This window comes from Novosphingobium sp. 550D, from assembly GCF_057401885.1.
This window is the reverse complement of sequence record NZ_CM171613.1, coordinates 1,098,422-1,117,596: the sequence shown is the minus strand read 5'-3', so window position 1 is coordinate 1,117,596 and position 19,175 is coordinate 1,098,422. Positions and strand designations below refer to the sequence as shown.

At 59.2% G+C, this 19,175-nt stretch carries 15 protein-coding genes; 13 read left to right on the top strand and 2 right to left on the bottom strand.

Annotation, left to right across the window (positions count from 1 at the left end; translation table 11 throughout):
- Positions 1 to 228: 228 nt before the first annotated feature.
- Positions 229 to 4,869 carry a glutamate synthase large subunit gene (gltB, locus tag AC2S2E_RS05405; RefSeq protein WP_486524006.1) on the top strand — a complete coding sequence of 1,547 codons (4,641 nt, stop codon included), beginning with the start codon at positions 229 to 231 and terminating at the stop codon, positions 4,867 to 4,869.
- A 23-nt stretch (positions 4,870 to 4,892) separates the two neighbouring features.
- Positions 4,893 to 6,329, top strand: coding sequence for a glutamate synthase subunit beta (locus AC2S2E_RS05400; RefSeq protein ID WP_476105833.1), 1,437 nt, complete (start codon positions 4,893 to 4,895; stop codon positions 6,327 to 6,329).
- Positions 6,330 to 6,653: 324 nt separating this feature from the next.
- Here the strand turns inward: AC2S2E_RS05400 and AC2S2E_RS05395 are convergent, their stop codons facing one another.
- Positions 6,654 to 7,322, bottom strand: a complete 669-nt coding sequence (locus AC2S2E_RS05395) for an N-acetylmuramidase domain-containing protein (protein ID WP_486524005.1) — start codon at positions 7,320 to 7,322, stop codon at positions 6,654 to 6,656.
- A 75-nt stretch (positions 7,323 to 7,397) separates the two neighbouring features.
- A complete protein-coding gene (gene ung / locus AC2S2E_RS05390; RefSeq protein WP_486524003.1) occupies positions 7,398 to 8,087 on the bottom strand; it encodes a uracil-DNA glycosylase in 690 nt (229 codons plus the stop codon).
- A 66-nt stretch (positions 8,088 to 8,153) separates the two neighbouring features.
- Between ung and AC2S2E_RS05385 the strand changes: the two genes are divergently transcribed.
- The 11 genes from AC2S2E_RS05385 to AC2S2E_RS05335 all read left to right on the top strand — a co-directional run bounded on the left by AC2S2E_RS05385 (position 8,154) and on the right by AC2S2E_RS05335 (position 19,153).
- On the top strand, positions 8,154 to 8,777 hold the full coding sequence (locus AC2S2E_RS05385) for a ribonuclease D (RefSeq protein WP_486524002.1): 624 nt from the start codon (positions 8,154 to 8,156) through the stop codon (positions 8,775 to 8,777).
- Between the two features lie 9 nt (positions 8,778 to 8,786).
- Entirely contained in the window at positions 8,787 to 9,434 is a 648-nt protein-coding gene (gene lptC, locus AC2S2E_RS05380; RefSeq protein ID WP_486524001.1) for an LPS export ABC transporter periplasmic protein LptC, read from the top strand.
- Positions 9,435 to 9,519: 85 nt separating this feature from the next.
- Positions 9,520 to 10,089: an LptA/OstA family protein gene (locus AC2S2E_RS05375; RefSeq protein WP_486524000.1), complete on the top strand. Its 570-nt coding sequence runs from the start codon at positions 9,520 to 9,522 to the stop codon at positions 10,087 to 10,089.
- Positions 10,090 to 10,517: 428 nt separating this feature from the next.
- Positions 10,518 to 11,612 carry a GDP-mannose 4,6-dehydratase gene (gene gmd / locus AC2S2E_RS05370; RefSeq protein WP_476105839.1) on the top strand — a complete coding sequence of 365 codons (1,095 nt, stop codon included), beginning with the start codon at positions 10,518 to 10,520 and terminating at the stop codon, positions 11,610 to 11,612.
- A gap of 9 nt (positions 11,613 to 11,621) precedes the next feature.
- Positions 11,622 to 12,551, top strand: a complete 930-nt coding sequence (gene fcl, locus AC2S2E_RS05365) for a GDP-L-fucose synthase (RefSeq protein WP_486523999.1) — start codon at positions 11,622 to 11,624, stop codon at positions 12,549 to 12,551.
- The gene (locus tag AC2S2E_RS05360; RefSeq protein WP_486523998.1) at positions 12,551 to 13,795 is read left to right on the top strand and encodes a WcaI family glycosyltransferase; all 1,245 of its coding nucleotides are present in this window, start codon (positions 12,551 to 12,553) and stop codon (positions 13,793 to 13,795) included. Before fcl ends, AC2S2E_RS05360 begins: the two co-directional genes overlap by 1 nt.
- Positions 13,792 to 15,225 carry a lipopolysaccharide biosynthesis protein gene (locus tag AC2S2E_RS05355; RefSeq protein ID WP_486523997.1) on the top strand — a complete coding sequence of 478 codons (1,434 nt, stop codon included), beginning with the start codon at positions 13,792 to 13,794 and terminating at the stop codon, positions 15,223 to 15,225. The genes AC2S2E_RS05360 and AC2S2E_RS05355 overlap by 4 nt, the downstream gene beginning before the upstream one ends.
- Positions 15,226 to 15,227: 2 nt before the next feature.
- Positions 15,228 to 16,382, top strand: a complete 1,155-nt coding sequence (locus tag AC2S2E_RS05350; RefSeq protein ID WP_486523996.1) for a glycosyltransferase — start codon at positions 15,228 to 15,230, stop codon at positions 16,380 to 16,382.
- Entirely contained in the window at positions 16,379 to 17,293 is a 915-nt protein-coding gene (locus AC2S2E_RS05345) for a glycosyltransferase family 2 protein (RefSeq protein WP_476105844.1), read from the top strand. The genes AC2S2E_RS05350 and AC2S2E_RS05345 overlap by 4 nt, the downstream gene beginning before the upstream one ends.
- Positions 17,290 to 17,868, top strand: coding sequence for an LbetaH domain-containing protein (locus AC2S2E_RS05340; protein WP_476105845.1), 579 nt, complete (start codon positions 17,290 to 17,292; stop codon positions 17,866 to 17,868). Before AC2S2E_RS05345 ends, AC2S2E_RS05340 begins: the two co-directional genes overlap by 4 nt.
- A gap of 19 nt (positions 17,869 to 17,887) precedes the next feature.
- Positions 17,888 to 19,153 carry a hypothetical protein gene (locus tag AC2S2E_RS05335; RefSeq protein WP_486523995.1) on the top strand — a complete coding sequence of 422 codons (1,266 nt, stop codon included), beginning with the start codon at positions 17,888 to 17,890 and terminating at the stop codon, positions 19,151 to 19,153.
- Positions 19,154 to 19,175: the final 22 nt, after the last annotated feature.

Here is a 19,175-nt window from a genome sequence, read left to right as displayed (position 1 = left end):
ATACACTGACAAAAGGCGCGCAAACGGCAAATCCTTTCGCCTGAAACGCGCCAAATACGCCAAATTGGGCCATTGCCGGTTGCAAAAGCTGCGTTCTGACGTCATGGGGCAAGTTGCGTATTCCTCCCGCGTTCGCGCGGGCGGGGGATTCGCGTTCCAAAGACACGGGTTCAGGTTGCGCCCTGCCATAGAGACGGCAGAGGGCGCGAAATGTGGGATAGACAATCGATGGGATTTCCAGAGCCCCAGGGCCTCTATGATTCGCGTAACGAGCACGATGCGTGCGGTGTGGGTTTTGTCGCGCATATCAAAGGCGAAAAAAGCCATGCCATTATTACGCAGGCACTGGAAATTCTGAAAAACATCGACCACCGCGGCGCGGTGGGCGCCGACCCTCTGTTGGGCGACGGTGCGGGCATCCTGATCCAGATCCCCGATGCGCTGCTGCGTGACTGGGCCAAGGGCGCGGGTCTGACCCTGCCCCAGCCCGGCGATTATGCGGTGGCCATGTGCTTCCTGCCGCGCGATGAAGCCAGCCGCAATTTCGTGGTTGAATTCTTTGAAAAGTTCATCGCCAAGGAAGGTCAGACCCTGATCGGCTGGCGCGATGTGCCGGTGAACACCGATGGTCTGGGCAAGGCCGTGATGGAATCGATGCCGGTGATTCGCCAGTGCATCATCGGACGCGGTGAACATTGCGCCGACCAGAACGCCTTTGAACGCAAGCTGCTGGCCATCCGCAAGCAGACGCAGAACCCGCTGGCCGCTCTGGCCGAAAAGCATGGTCTGCCGGGCCTGACCGAACTGTATATGCCCAGCATCTCGACCCGTACCATCGTGTACAAGGGTCTGCTGCTGGCCACGCAGGTCGGCAGCTTCTATCCGGACCTGTCGAACCCGCTCTGCGTTTCGGCGCTGGGTCTGGTTCACCAGCGCTTTTCGACCAACACCTTCCCCAGCTGGAAGCTGGCGCATCCGTTCCGCTTCATCGCGCATAACGGCGAAATCAACACGGTTCGCGGCAATGTGAACTGGATCAACGCGCGCCGCCGCTCGATGCAGTCGGAACTGCTTGGTCCCGACCTCGACAAGATGTGGCCGATCATTCCGCATGGTCAGTCCGACACGGCCAGCCTCGACAATGCGCTCGAACTGCTGGTGGCGGGTGGCTATCCGCTGGTCCATGCGATGATGATGCTCATCCCCGAAGCATGGGCGGGCAACCCGCTGATGGATGCCAAGCGCCGCGCGTTCTATGAATATCACGCCGCGCTGATGGAGCCGTGGGACGGTCCGGCCGCCGTGGCCTTTACCGATGGCCGCCAGATCGGCGCGACGCTGGACCGCAACGGTCTGCGCCCGGCCCGCTTCCTTGTGACCGACGATGACATCGTGGTGATGGCTTCGGAAAGCGGCGTTCTGCCGATTCCGGAAGAGAAGATCGTGCGCAAGTGGCGCCTGCAGCCGGGCCGCATGCTGCTGATCGACTTTGAACAGGGCCGCATCATTGAGGACGAGGAAATCAAGGCCAGCCTCGCCAATGCCGAGCCTTATGAAGAATGGCTGGAATCGGCCCAGTACAACATCAAGGATCTTGATGTTGTCGAGCCCGAACTGGCCCAGCTGCCGGTGGAAACCACCACGCTGCTCGATCGTCAGCAGGCCTTTGGCTATACACAGGAAGACATTTCCAAGTTCCTCGAACCGATGGGCCGCAATGGCGATGACCCGATCGGATCGATGGGCACCGATACGCCGATTGCCGTGCTCTCGCGCAAGTCGCGTCTGCTCTACGATTACTTCAAGCAGAACTTTGCGCAGGTGACCAACCCGCCGATCGACCCGATCCGCGAAGAACTGGTCATGTCGCTGGTGTCGATGATCGGTCCGCGCCCCAACCTGCTGGGCAAGGAAGCGGGCACGCATAAGCGTCTCGAAATCGACCAGCCGATCCTGACCAACGAAGACGTGGCCAAGATCCGCAGCGTTGAAGCCGCGCTTGACGGCGCGTTCCGCACTGCCACGGTCGACACCACCTGGGACGCCAAGGCAGGCGCCGAAGGTCTGGAACAGGCGATCAAGGAAATGTGCTGGGCCGCGACCGAAGCGGTGCTGGCCGATCACAACATCCTGATCCTGTCCGACCGTGCGCAGGGCCCGGATCGCATCCCGATGCCCGCTCTGCTGGCGACGGCCGCGATCCATCACCATCTGGTGCGTCAGGGTCTGCGTATGCAGGCGGGCCTTGTGGTGGAAACGGGCGAAGCGCGCGAAGTGCATCACTTCTGCGTTCTGGCCGGTTTCGGCGCCGAAGCGATCAACCCCTATGTGGCCTTTGAAACGCTGGAAGATATCCGCGTGAAGAAGGAGATCCCGCTCGACGCCAAGGCGGTGAAGAAGAACTACATCAAGGCGGTGGGCAAAGGCATCCTGAAGGTCATGTCCAAGATGGGCATCTCGACCTATCAGTCCTATTGCGGCGCGCAGATCTTTGACGCCATCGGCCTGTCGAGCAGCTTCATCAACGCCTATTTCACCGGCACGGCCACAACCATCGAGGGCGCTGGTCTCAAGGAGATCGCGGAAGAAACCGTACGTCGCCACGCGGCGGCCTATGGCGACAACCCGATCTACAAGAACATGCTCGATGTGGGCGGCATCTATGGCTATCGTATCCGCGGCGAAGAACACGCGTGGACGCCGGCCAATATCGCCAGCCTGCAGCATGCGGTTCGCGGCAATGTTCCTGAAAAGTACAAGGAATTTGCCGAGACCATCAACGATCAGTCGCAGCGCAACCTGACGATCCGTGGCCTGCTGGACTTCCGCAAGGCCGACAAGCCGCTGGACATCAGCGAGGTTGAACCGGCGAGCGAAATCGTCAAGCGTTTCGCCACCGGCGCGATGAGCTATGGCTCGATCAGCTGGGAAGCGCACACCACGCTGGCCATCGCCATGAACCGTATCGGCGGCAAGTCGAACACGGGTGAAGGCGGCGAGGATCCGGTTCGTTTCAAGCCGCTGCCCAATGGCGACTCGCTGCGTTCCTCGATCAAGCAGGTGGCATCGGGCCGTTTCGGCGTGACCAGCGAATATCTGGTCAATGCCGATGACATCCAGATCAAGATGGCCCAGGGCGCCAAGCCCGGCGAAGGCGGCCAGCTGCCCGGCGACAAGGTCGACAAGACCATCGGCAAGACCCGTCACTCGACCCCGGGTGTGGGCCTGATCTCGCCGCCGCCGCACCATGACATCTATTCGATCGAAGACTTGGCGCAGCTTATTCACGACCTGAAAAACGTGAACACCGGCGCGCGCATCTCGGTCAAGCTGGTATCCGAAGTGGGCGTAGGCACCGTGGCCGCGGGCGTTTCCAAAGCGCGTGCAGACCATGTCACGATCTCGGGCTATGAAGGCGGGACCGGCGCTTCGCCGCTGACCTCGCTGACGCATGCCGGTTCGCCGTGGGAAATCGGTCTGGCCGAAACCCAGCAGACGCTGATGCTCAACAACCTGCGTTCGCGCATCTGTGTTCAGGCCGACGGCGGTCTGCGCACCGGCCGCGACGTGGCGGTGGCCGCGCTGCTGGGCGCTGACGAGTTCGGTTTCGCAACCGCGCCGCTGATCGCTGCGGGCTGCATCATGATGCGCAAGTGCCACCTCAACACCTGCCCCGTTGGCGTGGCAACGCAGGACCCCGTTCTGCGCGCCCGCTTCACGGGTCAGCCTGAGCATGTCATCAACTACTTCTTCTTTGTGGCCGAAGAACTGCGCGCCATCATGGCGGAGATGGGCTTCAAGACCATCGCCGAAATGGTCGGCCGCGTGGACCGTCTGGAACCCAAGCGCGCCATCGCGCACTGGAAGGCCGAAGGCATCGACCTCTCGCGCCTGCTGCACAAGGTTCCCGATGGCATCTCGCCCAGCCTGAACTGGAGCGAGACGCAGGACCACGGTCTGGGCGGCGCGCTGGACAATGATCTGATCGTTGCGGCCAGCGACGCTCTGATCGAGGGCAAGGCTGTGCGGATCGAGCGCAAGGTCATCAACGTCAACCGCACGGTCGGCGCGATGCTCTCGGGCGAGGTGGCGAAGCGTTATGGTCATGCGGGCCTGCCCGACAACACGATCCATATCGCTCTGACCGGCACGGCGGGTCAGTCGTTTGGTGCCTTCCTCGCGCATGGCGTGACGCTGGAGCTGACGGGCGACGGCAATGACTATGTGGGCAAGGGTCTGTCTGGCGGTCGCGTGATCGTCAAGCAGCCCGATTTCGTGAAGCGCGAGCCGACCGAAAACATCATCGTGGGCAACACGGTGCTGTATGGCGCGATCAGCGGTGAAGCCTTCTTTGCCGGTGTTGCGGGTGAACGTTTCGCGGTGCGCAATTCGGGCGCAATCGCCGTTGTCGAAGGCACCGGCGATCATGGCTGCGAATATATGACCGGCGGCGTGGTGGTCGTTCTGGGCAAGACCGGGCGCAACTTTGCGGCCGGCATGTCGGGCGGCGTGGCCTATGTCTATGACGAGGCTGGCAACTTTGCCGATCTGGTCAACCCGGCACAGGTCGACATTCTGCCGATCAGCGCGGCGCGTGATGAAGAGGACGGCGCAGGCCGTCCGCAGCAGCGTACCGTCTCGGTTCAGGATCTGGGCATGGGCGACATGCTGCGTCACGATGCCGAACGTCTGCGCATTCTGCTCGAACGTCACAAGCTCCACAGCGGCAGCAAGCGCGCTGCCGATCTGCTGGAAGATTGGGACAACGCGCTGGCCAAGTTCGTCAAGGTCATGCCGCGTGATTATGCGAAGGCGCTGCGCAGCTTTGAAGCGGAGCGTCTGGCCGCCGAAACCGTGGCCGCAGAATAAGTTCGAGAAGGAAGGAATTACACATGGGCAAGGAAACCGGCTTTCTCGAGCTTGACCGTCAGGACCGCACCTATGCGGACCCGAAGGAGCGCGTGAAGCATTACAAGGAATTCGTGATCCCGCACGCCGAGCCTGCGCTGAAAAGCCAGGCCTCGCGCTGCATGAATTGCGGCATTCCCTATTGTCACAACGGCTGTCCGGTGAACAACATCATCCCGGACTGGAACCATCTGGTCTATGAGGGCGACTGGCAGAATGCGCTCGAAGTGCTGCATTCGACCAACAACTTCCCGGAATTTACGGGGCGCATCTGCCCCGCTCCGTGCGAAGCGGCCTGTACGCTGAACATCATTGACCAGCCGGTGACGATCAAGTCGATCGAATGTGCGATCGTCGACAAGGGCTGGGACAATGGCTGGATCACCGCGCAGGTGCCCGCCAAGAAGACCGGCAAGTCGGTGGCCGTGGTGGGTTCGGGCCCGGCCGGTATGGCCGCGGCCCAGCAGTTGGCGCGTGCCGGTCATTCGGTGACGGTGTTTGAAAAGAACGACCGCATCGGCGGGCTGCTGCGTTACGGCATCCCCGACTTCAAGATGGAAAAGCACCTCATCAACCGCCGCATGGTGCAGATGGAAGCCGAAGGCGTGGCATTCCGCACCTCGGTCGAGGTGGGCGTGCATGTTTCGGTGGAATCGCTGAAGGAAAACTTTGACGCCATCGTGCTGGCAGGCGGTGCGGAAGATCCGCGTCCGCTCAACATTCCGGGTTATGAACTGCCCGGCGTGCGCTTTGCGATGGAATTCCTGACGCAGCAGAACAAGCGCGTTGCGGGCGACGATGAAATCCGCGCCGCGCCGCGTGGCAGCCTGACCGCCACGGGCAAGCATGTCGTGGTGATCGGCGGCGGCGATACGGGCAGCGACTGTGTTGGCACGTCCAACCGTCAGGGCGCGCTGTCGGTGACGCAGCTGGAAATCATGCCCGAACCGCCGGTGAAGGAAAACAAGGCGATGAGCTGGCCCAACTGGCCGCTCAAGCTGCGTACGTCGAGCAGCCATGAAGAAGGTGTGGCCCGTGAATTTGCCGTGCTGACCAAGCGCTGCGTGGGCGAAAACGGGGTCGTCACCGGCCTCGAATGCGTCCGCGTCGAATGGGAAGGCGGCAAGATGGTCGAAGTGCCGGGCAGCGAATTCACGCTCAAGGCCGACCTCATCCTGCTGGCCATGGGCTTTGTCGGCCCGCGCAAGCAGGGTCTGCTCGATCAGGCCGGCGTGACGCTGGACGCGCGCGGCAATGTGAAGGCCGACACCAACACCTATCGCACCAGCGACGACAAGATCTTTGCCTGCGGCGACATGCGCCGTGGTCAGTCCTTGGTCGTGTGGGCCATCCGTGAGGGCCGTCAGGCCGCCCGCGCGGTGGACGAAGCGCTGATGGGCGTCACCGAACTGCCGCGCTGATCAAGCGCGATTAGTGCAAGAATTAAGCGCTGACGGGGCCGACCTGTCAGCGCTTTTTCTTTTGCCTGTCGCTTGGCTGGCCGGGATGTTGGCGTAGAATGGGCAAAACTCACCGGAGTCGATGCCCATGTTCCTCGACACAAGCGATCCCTGGCCGCCTCACGAACCTTGGAGCCCGGCCCCACGGCGCGAAAAACCGCAACTGAGCCGTCCGAGGGAGAAAATGGTCATTTCACTTGTCGGGCTTAATCTCTTGCTGCTTTTCGTGGCGCCCATCGCGGGTATGACATTTTTCGACATTGCCGTGGCCATCTGGCATAGGCTTTAAGAACCCGCCGCCTGCTTCATCGCTGCAGCCAGTTTGTTGTGATAGTCGAACTGCTCGTACTTGGGGCCGTTATAGGCTCTGGCAAAGGCGCGGCAGGTTTCCGCATTGGTGGACAGCGCCGCCATCTCGTCCTGCAAATTGTTGGCTTCGACGTAATAGGCCAGCAATTGGTAATGCCCGGCCTCTGATGCGACGGTTGATAGCGCCATTTCGAAGGGGGAGGCGAAGTGAAAATCGTCCCAATACTCGCCCAGCACCTGAAATTTGCCCCATGAGCAGGCCATGAAGGCCGCATCGACCTGTCCGGTCACCAAAGCATCCAGCATTTTTTCCCAGCTGTTTTCATTGTAGCCGCCCGACTGCGGGTTGCTGAAGCTGCTGATCGAATATTTGCCGCCGGTGTATTTGTGGAATTTGTGGCGTTCAAACAGGATTTTAGGGCGCCTGTCTTTGTCAAAGCCGCTGCCGGCGGCCTCGACCTTGGCGACGGCGGACAATTGCTTGGCGCTGACTCCCAAGCGTTTGGCGATCAGGCTGGCCTGATCGGCACTCAACGCTGCCGTATTGCTGCTGGTGAAAGTGTGGAGCAGGGCTTTGCGAGAGAGGTTGCCCCACAGGCCATCCGGGTGAACGCCAATGGCTTTTTGCAGTTCTGTGATGGTCATAAATCCCCTTTCGTTAGAAAAGGGAACCTATGTTTACCATTTTGGCAATTTAGGAAACGTCATATTCACCAAAAATCATTGCACAGCCCAATCCACTGGATCGCGCGCCACAGAAACGAGAAATTCATTCGCCTTTGAAAAATGACCGCTGCCAAACCACCCATTATAGGCCGACAGCGGGCTGGGATGGGGTGCGTTCAGCACTAGATGACGCCCGTCCAGCAAGCCCGGCACGCGCGCGGCCTTTTTCTGCGCATGGCTGCCCCACAGCATGAAGACGCAGGGTTGCCGCCCCCCCGCCACCGCCGCGACGCAGGCATCGGTGATCGCCTCCCAGCCTTTTTTCTGATGCGATCCGGCCTTGCCCTGCTCAACGCTCAAGGCATTGTTGAGCAGCAGCACCCCTTGCCGCGCCCAGCCGGTCAAATCCCCATGGGCGGGTGGGACAAAACCGATGTCGGCCTTCAACTCCTTGTAGATATTGGCAAGGCTGGGCGGTATCCGCACGCCACGTTGCACCGAAAAGCTCAGCCCATGGGCCTGACCGGGGCCGTGATAGGGGTCCTGCCCCAGAATCACCACCTTGACCGCATCCAGCGGGGTCAATTCCAGCGCAGCAAAACGCTGATCGCGCGAGGGATAGATCACCTTGCCCGCCGCCTCTTCGGATTGCAGGAAATCGAACAGCGATCCGGCCTGCGGCGTCGAGAGCACAGGCGCCAGCGCATCGCGCCAACTTGTGGGAACTGCGTCACTGGCCGTCATAATCTGCCTTCCTGCCTTATTCAGGGCTTTTCACAAAGCTCGCTTCGTCCTAAGCATTTTGGCACAATGGCTGTCTATCTCCACGAAGAAGATCTCCCCGAAGGCGTGCTGGCTCCCGGCCCGATTGCGGTGGATACCGAAACCATGGGCCTTATCACGGCCCGCGACCGGCTGTGCGTCGTCCAGATTGCCGATGGCAAGGGCGATGAACATCTCGTCCGCTTCAAACCGGGCAGCGATTACGCCGCGCCCAATCTGAAGGCGGTGCTGGCCGATCCGGAGCGGGTCAAGATCTATCACTTTGCCCGTTTCGACATTGCCGCGATTCAGCACTATCTGGGCGTCACGGCGGCCCCGGTGTTCTGTACCAAGATCGCCAGCAAGCTGGTACGCACCTATACCGATCGCCATGGTCTGAAGGATCTGGTGCGCGAATTGCTGGGCAAGGAATTGAGCAAGCAGCAGCAGTCGAGCGATTGGGGCGGCGCGGAACTGTCCGATGCCCAGCGCGAATATGCGGCCAGCGACGTGCGCTATCTGCACGCGGCCCATGCCATTCTGGTCACGCGTTTGGAACGTGAAGGGCGCACCGCTCTGGCGCAGGCTTGCTTTGACTTCCTGCCCGCACGGGCGGAACTCGATCTGGCCGGGTGGCCCGACCACGACATCTTCAGCCACATGTCGGCTTGAGTTAGCACCTTGACCATCGGTGCCGATCTTCTGCGCAACCGCCGCCGCGCCAAAGCTGCGCCCGGCGGAGCGCATGATCGCATGATCCGTTTCCTGTTTTCGGCATTGCCCATCGGCGTGGGCATGATCACCGCCGTCATGGTGGTCAGCCCGATCTTTCCCCATGGCGAAGTTTCGTTCCTGCTTGACCGCAACAAAGTGGCGATCGCCAAGGAGCGGCTTGCCGTCACGGCGGCCAGCTATCGCGGGACCGATGACAAGGGGCGCGCCTTTGAATTGAACGCAGGGCAGGCGGTGCAGCATTCGGCGCAGGTTCCGATTGTCGAAATGCGCCAATTGAACGCCAGCCTGAGCATGGCCGATGGTCCCGCAATCGTCGAGGCCCCATCGGCGCGCTATGATCTGAACCGCGAGGTGATGCAGGTTGCCGGTCCCGTGCGCCTTTCCGAAGGCGATGGCTATCGGATGCAAACCAGCGATGTCGCCATCAACCTCAAAAATCGTCGGGCAACCGCCACCGGCGGCGTAACGGGAACGGTGCCGGCCGGCACATTTTCCGCAGAACGCATGTCAGCCGATATTTCGGAGCGAAAGATCGTTCTGGAAGGGCGGGCAAGATTGCGCATGACGCCCAGCAAGATGAAGATTCCCCAATAAGGGATTAGCACTAATTTCCAATTTCACGAAGCCGCGGCGCAAACGTGGCTTCACCCAGGGCCAGCCTTGGGCTAAGAGCCAGGTCATGCCTAATATGTCAAAGCTTGCCCCTTATCACCGCCTCCTTGCCTTGAGCGCGCTTTGCGTTGCGCTGGGCGGACCTGCAAGCACTTCGCTCGCCCAAAGCGCGGCCCGGTACGACAGCGACAAGCCCGTTGATTATGCCGCCGACCGGATCGAGGTTCAGGATAAGGCCAAGCGCGTGCTGCTGACAGGCAATGTCGATATTACGCAGCAAGATCTGCGCATGCGCTCTGCGCGCACGACGGTGGCCTATGACAGCCAGGGTGCCGACAAAAATGATATAAAAATTCAGCGGATCGATGCCACCGGCAACGTCGAAATCACACAAGGCGACGATCGCGTTTGGGGCGATCTGGCAACCTATGATTTTTCCCGGCGCGTGATCACGGTGGTGGGCAATGTGCGGCTTCAAAATGCGCGCGGCAATGGCAAGGGTGAGAGATTGGTCATCGACCTTGATCGGCACATTTCCAATTTCGTGGGCGCGTCTTCGGGGTCGGGCGACAAGAGTAGCGGCGGCCGCGTGACGGGCAGCTTTACGGTCGCCAAACGAAACGCGACAACACCATAAGCATCCCTGTGGCACCGGGCGAACGCCGATATTTTGGTTCGCAATATTTCACGCTTTTCCCAGATAGGATCATATTGACGTCCGCCCAGCGCATGGCGGAACGGGCCTATCGATGCCAGATTTTGTACTGAGCCCGGAATATTGCAAAGCGCGCGCGCCAACCAAAATGGCCCTTTGCAAATAGAGACGTCATGCCTTTTTGGCTTTTCGGCAATCATTTGGACTGAGTTGTCGATGCCAACATCAACAAGCGCGGCATGCCGAGAGATCGGAAAAAGCGACGAAATATCAACACCAATCCATCAGGTACAATTTTGGCACAGAATAAGTATGTTTACTTAAGCAATCACCGAAGAATGTAGCTTGCAAAAATCACGACTGCGGTTAGATATGTTGCATCTGCGAATAAAATTGAGGCGATAGATACAATGACAAGCCCCACCCTAGAAGGCGCTTCGCACGAAGGAAAAGTTGCACTGATCACTGGTGTAACTGGCCAGGATGGAGCCTATCTGGCACGCCTCCTTTTGGAAAAGGGCTATGAAGTTCACGGCCTTAAGCGCCGATCGTCCTCTTTTAACACGGGCCGCGTAGAAGACATCTATGAAGACCCCCATGTCGAGAACGCCCGTTTCCATCTCCATTATGGCGATTTGACGGATTCCACGAACCTCATTCGCATTGTTCAGCAGGTTCAGCCGGACGAAATCTACAATCTGGCGGCACAGAGCCACGTGCAGGTCAGCTTTGACACGCCCGAATATACGGCCAATGCCGACGCCATCGGCACGCTGCGCCTGCTCGAAGCTATCCGTATTCTGGGGCTGGAAAAGAAGACTCGCTTCTACCAGGCCTCAACCTCGGAACTTTACGGTCTGGTGCAGGAAGTGCCTCAGCGCGAAACGACGCCCTTCTACCCGCGCTCGCCCTATGGCGTGGCCAAGCTTTATGGCTACTGGATCGTGGTGAATTATCGCGAGGCCTATGGCATTCATGCCAGCAACGGCATCCTGTTCAACCACGAAAGCCCGCTGCGCGGCGAAACTTTTGTCACGCGCAAGATCACCCGTGCGGCCGCGGCGATCTCGTTGGGTCGTCAGGAAAAGCTGTATCTGGGCAATCTGGACGCCAAGCGCGACTGGGGCCACGCACGCGAATATGTCGAAGGCATGTGGCGCATGTTGCAGCAGGACGAAGGCGACGATTACGTTTTGGCCACGGGCGAAACAACCGAGGTGCGCGAATTTGTGCGCTGGGCGTTTGAAGATGTGGGCATTGATCTGGAATTCACCGGCGATGGCGTCGAGGAAAAGGGCATCTGCAAGAAGACCGGCAAGGTCATCATCGAAATCGATCCGCGCTATTTCCGCCCGACCGAGGTGGACCTGCTGATCGGTGACCCGGCCAAGGCCAAGGAAAAGCTGGGCTGGACGCATAAGACCACCGTTCGCGAACTGGCTCGCGAAATGGTTCAGGCCGATCTTGAAGTCATGCGCGACGCGCCCATCGCCAAGTTCCAGTAAGGAAGCGCAATGTTTGATCTTTCGGGCAAGCGCGTTTTCGTTGCCGGCCATCGCGGCATGGTCGGCAGCGCCGTGGTGCGGCGGCTTGCCGACGAAAATTGCGAAGTCATCACCGCAGGACGCGCCGATCTGGACCTGATGGATCAGGCCGCCGTGCGTGGCTGGATGGCGAAGGAAAAGCCCGATGTGGTCGTGGTTGCCGCCGCCAAGGTGGGCGGCATTATGGCCAACAACACCTATCCGGCTGACTTCCTTTATAATAACCTGATGATCGAGGCGAACCTGATCGAGGCATCGCATCGGGTTGATGTGGGCAAACTGCTGTTTCTTGGCTCTTCCTGCATTTACCCCAAATTTGCGACCCAGCCTATTACCGAGGATGCGCTGCTGACCGGCCCGTTGGAACCGACCAACGAGTGGTATGCGATCGCCAAAATTGCCGGGATCAAGCTGTGCGAATCCTATCGGGTCCAGCACGGCGCCGATTATATCAGCGGCATGCCCACCAACCTGTACGGTCCGGGCGACAATTATAACCTTGAAACCAGCCATGTGATGCCGGCCTTGATCCGCAAGGTTCACAATGCCAAGCAAAGCGGCGGTACGGTCGAGGTATGGGGCACCGGCACGCCGCGGCGTGAATTCCTGCATGCCGATGATTGCGCCGATGCCTGCATCCATCTGCTCAAGAATTATTCGGCGCAGGAACACGTCAACATTGGCTTCGGCTCGGATGTTTCGATCCTCGAACTGACGCAACTGGTGATGGAAGTCATCGGTTATGAAGGCGAGATTGTCCATGATCTGTCCAAGCCTGACGGCACACCGCGCAAGCTGATGGATTCCACCCGTCTGCACGATTTGGGCTGGAAGCCCAAGATCGGGCTGAAAGAGGGTATTGCGGACGCCTATAGCCACTTTCTGCAAGAGATTGCCTGATGGCTGAGGCGCTTCGGCTCGCCATCGTCGGGCTGAATTATGCGCCCGAGGAAATTGGCATCGCCCGTTACACCGCCGACATGGCCCGTGCGTTGACCGCGCGCGGACATTCGGTTTCGGTAATTTCGGGCAAGCCCTATTATCCGGCATGGCATGTTCCGCAGGAATGGCGCGGAGGCTGGCGCAAGTCGGTCGAGGACGGGGTGTCGATCACCCGTTGTCCCCTCTATGTCCCGGCCCAACCCACCGGACTGAAGCGTATCATCCATCTGGCCAGCTACGCTTTGAGCGCGCTTGGCCCTGCCATCCGTCTGGCCCGCAAGAATCGCCCTCAGGTGGTGTTCTGCATCGCCCCTGCCCTTCTCAGCGTGCCGGTGGCTTGGATCGCGGCCCGTATGTCGGGAGCAAAATTGTGGGTGCATATTCAGGATTTCGAGGTCGAGGCTGCCTTTGCCACCGGATTGGTGCAGGAAAAGAGCGGCTTGGCCAAATGGGGCGCCAAGGCCGAAGCCTTGCTGCTGGGGCTGGCCGATATTGTATCCTCGATCAGCCCGCAGATGGTTGCCAAACTTCATGAAAAAGGCATCCCTGCTGCGCGCACCATCGAAATCCGCAACTGGGCCGACAGCACGATCCAGCCCGACCCCAGCCATGGCGGCGCCTATCGCGCCGAGTGGGGGCTGGAGGGTAAAAAGGTATGCCTCTATTCGGGCAATATCGCCAACAAACAGGGCATCGACATCCTGATCGAGGCCAGCCGCAAGTTGCAGGACCGCGATGACATTGCCTTTGTCATCTGTGGCGACGGGCCCAACCGCGCAAGATTGCAGGAATTGGCCCAAGGCTTGCGCAATATCCAGTTTCACGGGCTGCAACCCTCGGCGCGCATGGGGGAATTGCTGGGTCTGGCCACCATTCATCTCCTGCCCCAAATTCCGGGCGCGGCGGATCTGGTTTTGCCATCAAAGCTGACCAATATGCTGGCGTCCGGGCGCCCGGTTGTCGCCACGACCGAACAGGGCACAGGTCTGTATGACGAGGTGGATGGTTGCGGACTTTGCACCAAGCCCGGCGATGCCGACGCCTTGGCACAGGCCATCGTCACTTTGGCCGATGATCCGGAAACCTGCGCCGCCATGGCCGCCGTCGGCCGCGAACGGTCGGTGGAGCGATGGTCGATGCAATCCATCATCGGCCGCCTAGAAGCACGCGCCACCCAATTGGTGGGCGGAGGCCAAAGGTGACAACCCCCGCCATGCCCTCTGGCGAGGCATCAAGCGTTTCACCACATGGCGCGGCGCCAAAACCGGGAAAGTTGCGCAAGGCGCTGTTTTCACGGCTGGGGCGCGGCACATTGGCCGGCATTTACGCCCAATTCATCCAATTGGCCATCCAACTGATTTCCGTGCCGGTTTTGACCAGCCATTGGGGGCTGGCCGGATATGGCGCATGGGTGCTGCTGTTCACGGTTCCGCAAATGCTGGCCATGGCTGACCTGGGCCTGACTGCGGCAGGCGCCAATGCCATGACGTCGGCAACGGCGCAGGGCCATTTCGAAAAAGCTGCTCGCATTCACACCAGCCTGCGCTGGACATCCTTGTTGATGGCGCTGACGGTGGGGTCGATTATCGGCATCTATGTGCTGAGTTTGCGCCCGCAGACGCTCGACTTTGCCCAGCCATTTACCCATGGCCGCGCCTGGGTGACGGTATTGGCTATGCTGGCTTATACCGTTCTGGCGATGCAAAATGCCGTGACCGCCGCCGGATTTCGCGCCGCAGACGCTTTTGCCACCTGGCAGACGGTCTATGACACCTGCCTTTTGACCGAAACGCTTGCCGCTCTGACGGTGGCGGCGATGGGATATGGGCCTGAAGAAGTGGCCTTGACCTATTTGGCCTGCCGCGCGCTTTTTTCTGGCTTGCTGGGCCTGTTCCTTCGCAGAATCGCGCCCTGGAGCGCATTGGCCGGCTGGCGCTTTGACAGCGAAGAAATCAGGCGTTTGATCAAACCTGCCGTGGCCGCTTTCATGTTGCCCGCGGCCCAAGGCGTAACCTTGCAAGGGTCGGTCATGGTCATTGGCGCCATGGCCGGTCCGGCGGCTGTTCCCGCCTTTTCGACATTGCGCACCATCAGCCGCACAGCGTTGCAATTCACCTATCGCTTCAACTTTGCGTCTATGCCGCGCTATACGGTGCATCACGCAACCGGCAATGAAGCGGGCAAAACGATGCTGGTGCTGGCCAATCTGGCCGTTGCGGCCTTGTTGCTGTTGCCCGCGGCGCCTGTGCTGTTCCTTTTGGGAAAACCGATCATCGCGATCTGGACCCATGGCGTTGTCCATCCCTCAACCGCGCTGCTGGGGTTGATGCTTGCGGCCATGGTTCTGAACGGATTATGGGTGCCCATGTCCAATCTGATCTGTGCGATCAATGAACATGCGCGGTTCACCTATTTCTATCTGTTTTGCAGCCTTGTGTCGGTGGCCCTGGGCGCTTTGGCCGTTCGCCATAATGGCGTTGAAGGCATGGGCATGGCCATGGTCGCGCAGGAAATCGTGATGGCGGCGTGGGTGTGGCGCATGGCCATCAGACGCGGCATGATCCGGTGGGACATGGTCAAACCCGCCGTCCGTAATGCAACTGAACGCCTGCATGGCAAGGGAAAGAAGTGAGCGTGAGCGACGGGCTCAAAATTGGGGGGCCTTTGGCCGGGCGGCGCATCGGGTTGATGATCGTATCGGCATCGCGCAATGCCGGCGGCGTGTTTGAAGCCGTCGTGGCCCATGCCGAAATGATCCGCACGCTGGGCGGAGAGGCGGTGGTCTTTGCCATTGCCGATGAACATACCGAGCAGGACAGCGCTCGCTTTGGCCCGACAAAGGTCATCGCCTGTACGGGCAAAGGTCCGCGTCAGATTGGCTATGCGCCCGAACTGGTCAAGGCGCTTTTGGCCGAAAACCTTGATTGCCTGCACCTGCACGGCATATGGATGTATCCATCGCGCGCCGGGGCCGTTTGGGCGGCGATCACCCAAAAGCCCTATTTCGTTTCCCCCCATGGCATGCTGGACCCATGGATCTTTCAACGCAGCCCCTGGAAAAAGCGATTGGCCCGGTGGGCATGGGAAAAGGACAGTTGGCAACGCGCCAGCGCGATCCACGCTTTGACCGCGCGTGAGGCACGCGACATCGCCAACCGCACAGGTCGCAGCGACAGTCTGATTATTCCCAACCCCGGCCCGGATCCAGTGTCGGCCATTTCCCCAACCGCGCGCGCGCCGGTCATGCTGTATATCGGTCGAATCCATACCAAGAAAAACCTGCTTCCCTTGGTGCAGGCATGGCACGGAATGGAACATCCCCAAGGCGCGGTGCTGAAAATCGCAGGATGGGGCGATGATCAGGATGTGGCCGCGCTGCAATCCGCCATTGCCGCGGGTGGCGGCCGAGTCGAGTTCCTTGGCCCGGTGTTTGGCCCCGAAAAACAGGCCTTGCTCGACGAGGCTCGCTTTATGGTGCTGCCCTCATTATCCGAAGGGCTGCCCATGGCGATATTGGAGGCCTGGGCCGCGGGCATGCCGACGATTATGACCCGTGAATGCAATCTGGACATGGGCTTTTCATCGGGGGCAGCGCTGGAATGCGGCTTTGACGCACCTTCTATTGCCGCATCCTTGGCACAAGCATGGTCGATGGACCATGACGAGTGGCATTCGCGCGCCGACGCAGGGCGACAGCTGGCGGCATCGGTGTTTTCAGCCACGGCTGTTACCGCGCAATGGGGGCAGGCCTATGAGGCCGCCATCGCCAAGACGGAGGGACATCGATGAGCGCGTCCGTCACAACGATCATCCTCACCTTTAACGAGGAAATCCATATTGCCCGCTCAATCGCCAGCGCCAAGGCGTTTAGCAGCGATATTCTGGTGGTGGATTCCTTTTCAACCGACCGGACCGTGGAAATCGCCAAGGCCGCCGGCGCGCGCGTAATGCAGAACAAGTTCGTCAATCAGGCCCGACAGTTCAATTGGGCGCTGGACCATGGCGAAGTGGCAACCGACTGGATCTTGCGGTTGGACGCCGACGAAATCATTGGTGCCGATCTGGCCAAACGCATCAACGGTGATCTGGCGGGCTTGCCGGGCGATGTGACCGGCGTCACATTTGACCGGCGCCACATTTTTATGGGGCGGTGGGTCCGCCATGGAGGTCGTTACCCGCTGCGCCTGTTGCGCCTGTGGCGCAACGGCAAGGGCGCGGTCGAGGACCGTTGGATGGACGAACATGTGGTCATCCACGAAGGCCGGATCATCCATATGCCCGGACAATTCGATGATGCTTCGTTGATGGATCTGACATTTTTTACCGCCAAGCATAATGCCTATGCCACGCGAGAGGCGATTGAGGTTCTCAACGCCCGCTATGGCCTGTTTGCCGATGCTGCGCATGATACGGCCCATAATATGGGGCGCCAGGCACGCGTCAAACGCTTCGTCAAAGAGCGCATCTTTAACAATATGCCCTTTGGCACCGGGCCGCTGGCCTATTTCCTGTACCGCTATGTCATCCAATTGGGCTTTTTGGACGGAAAGACGGGCCTGATCTATCATTTCCTGCAAGGTTTCTGGTATCGCTTTCTGGTCAACGCCAAGATTGTGGAGCTGGAACGAGTCATGCAGGATGCCCATTCCCGCGAAGATCGCATCGCAGCCTTGGCTGCGGCTACGGGATTGCGGCTATGAGGGATCATTCTCCGCATGTTCTGCAAGCGGGTGAAAGCGGATCGCGCCAGGGGGGCGCCAGCTTTTCCTTGCGCATCCGGCTGGAGCGTTTGGCATTTATGGTCGGATGGTTGCTGCTGGCCCGCTGGACACCACCACAGATGCGGGCGTGGCGGCGGGTAGTCCTGCGTATGTTTGGCGCCAAAATCGCTCCCGGCGCCAATATCTATTCCAGCGCGCGCATCTGGTATCCCCCTTTTCTTGAAATGGGTGAAGGCGCAACATTGGGGCCGCGCGTGCGTTGCTATAATCAAGCGCCCATTCGCATCGGGGCCTACAGCATCATCTCGCAGGACGCATCGCTTTGCGCAGGATCGCATTTGTATGACGATCCCGATTTTCAGTTGGTGACGCGGCCCATTTCCATCGGAGAGCATGTCTGGATCGCGGCGGAAGCCTTTGTCGGCCCGGGCGTCAAGATTGCGGATTATGCGGTTCTGGGCGCGCGTGGTGTGGCGATGCGTGAATTAACCCGTGGCGGCGTCTATTCCGGCAACCCTGCGGTTAGGCTGAAACAGCGCAAGATGGCCGGTTAGGCAGATAGAGAGAAGCTGAATGCTGATAATAGCCGTTCTGATCCAGCTGCTGGTTCTGGCCGAGATGCGGTACAGGATGCGCGGATTCACGCCCCAAGAAGCGTTCGGATGGTTTTTGTGGCTTTCGCAGGTTGTGTATTTGAACGGCGACTGGATCTATGGGCCGCAATATAACCCCAGCGGCTGGGAAACCTACAGCTATCTGCACCATCCAGAAGGCCAGATTATCTATTATGGATCGATCATACTGATCCTTTGGATTTCGACGATCGGGGTTGGCCGCCTGACCGGCACGACGGCCGGAATCAGCGATTCCCTGAACGCCTTGCGCAATCAGGCGCGGAAATATGATACGATTTTCAAAGTACTGGTCGGCTCTATTATTGGCGCACAATGGATATTTCTTAATTGGTCCATTGCCTGGCACAATAACCAATATCTGGCGATGACGGGGCAAGACAGCATGTGGATCGAAGGCCCTGCCGTTGTTGCCATTCAAAGTCTTGCCGGGATGACAGGGTTTATCTCCGCCTTCTATTTGGCGAACAATCTTTCGCAAAGCGGTGGTCCAAAACCATTCGTGTGGACGATCCTGTTTGCGTGGAATATCTGCTTTTCCTTGGCCGCCTGCTCTCGTGCATCCTTTGCCATCTTGATGGTCTTCACGCTGCTTATGCATCTGATCAGCGACAAAAAGAGCAATGTTCGCACGCTCATTCTGACTGCCACGGCCATCTATCTGCTCTTCTGCGCGCTTGCCGGACGAGGGATTGGTGAATTCGGCCTCGGGTCCATCCCAACCATTTTGAGCGCGCCATTCGAAGGCGAGAGCAACGGCGCGGTTGAAGTGGTAGGCAGCATTTTTCAGGGCGTTTTCATTACCGGAGACGGCAATGAATTCCGCGCGGATTTCCCCGCGATTTACAAGATCCTCTCATTTTCGCCCTTCCCCAGCGCGATCGACAATTTCCAAACTTATAGAGAACAATATGCGATGCCGCTTTCGGCTTTCGTTCCAATGAGTGGCTATACAGAAGTTATTGCGTTTGGCCCTGCATACTTCATATTTCTATGGGGCTTTGTAGCAATTTTGATGCGCAAGATATTATTGAGCCAAAAGAAAATTGGACTTTTGTATTTTATACTGAGCGCTACCGTGCTTTTCTTTCTTATACAAGGCGGAACATATCCATTAAGAAACTTCTTTAGACCGCTTTTATTTTCCTATACAATTGCATTGTATTTATCAAACCGCAAGAAACCTTCTGCATTAAAAAACATCTAGTCCATTTTATGTTGCCCCCTCC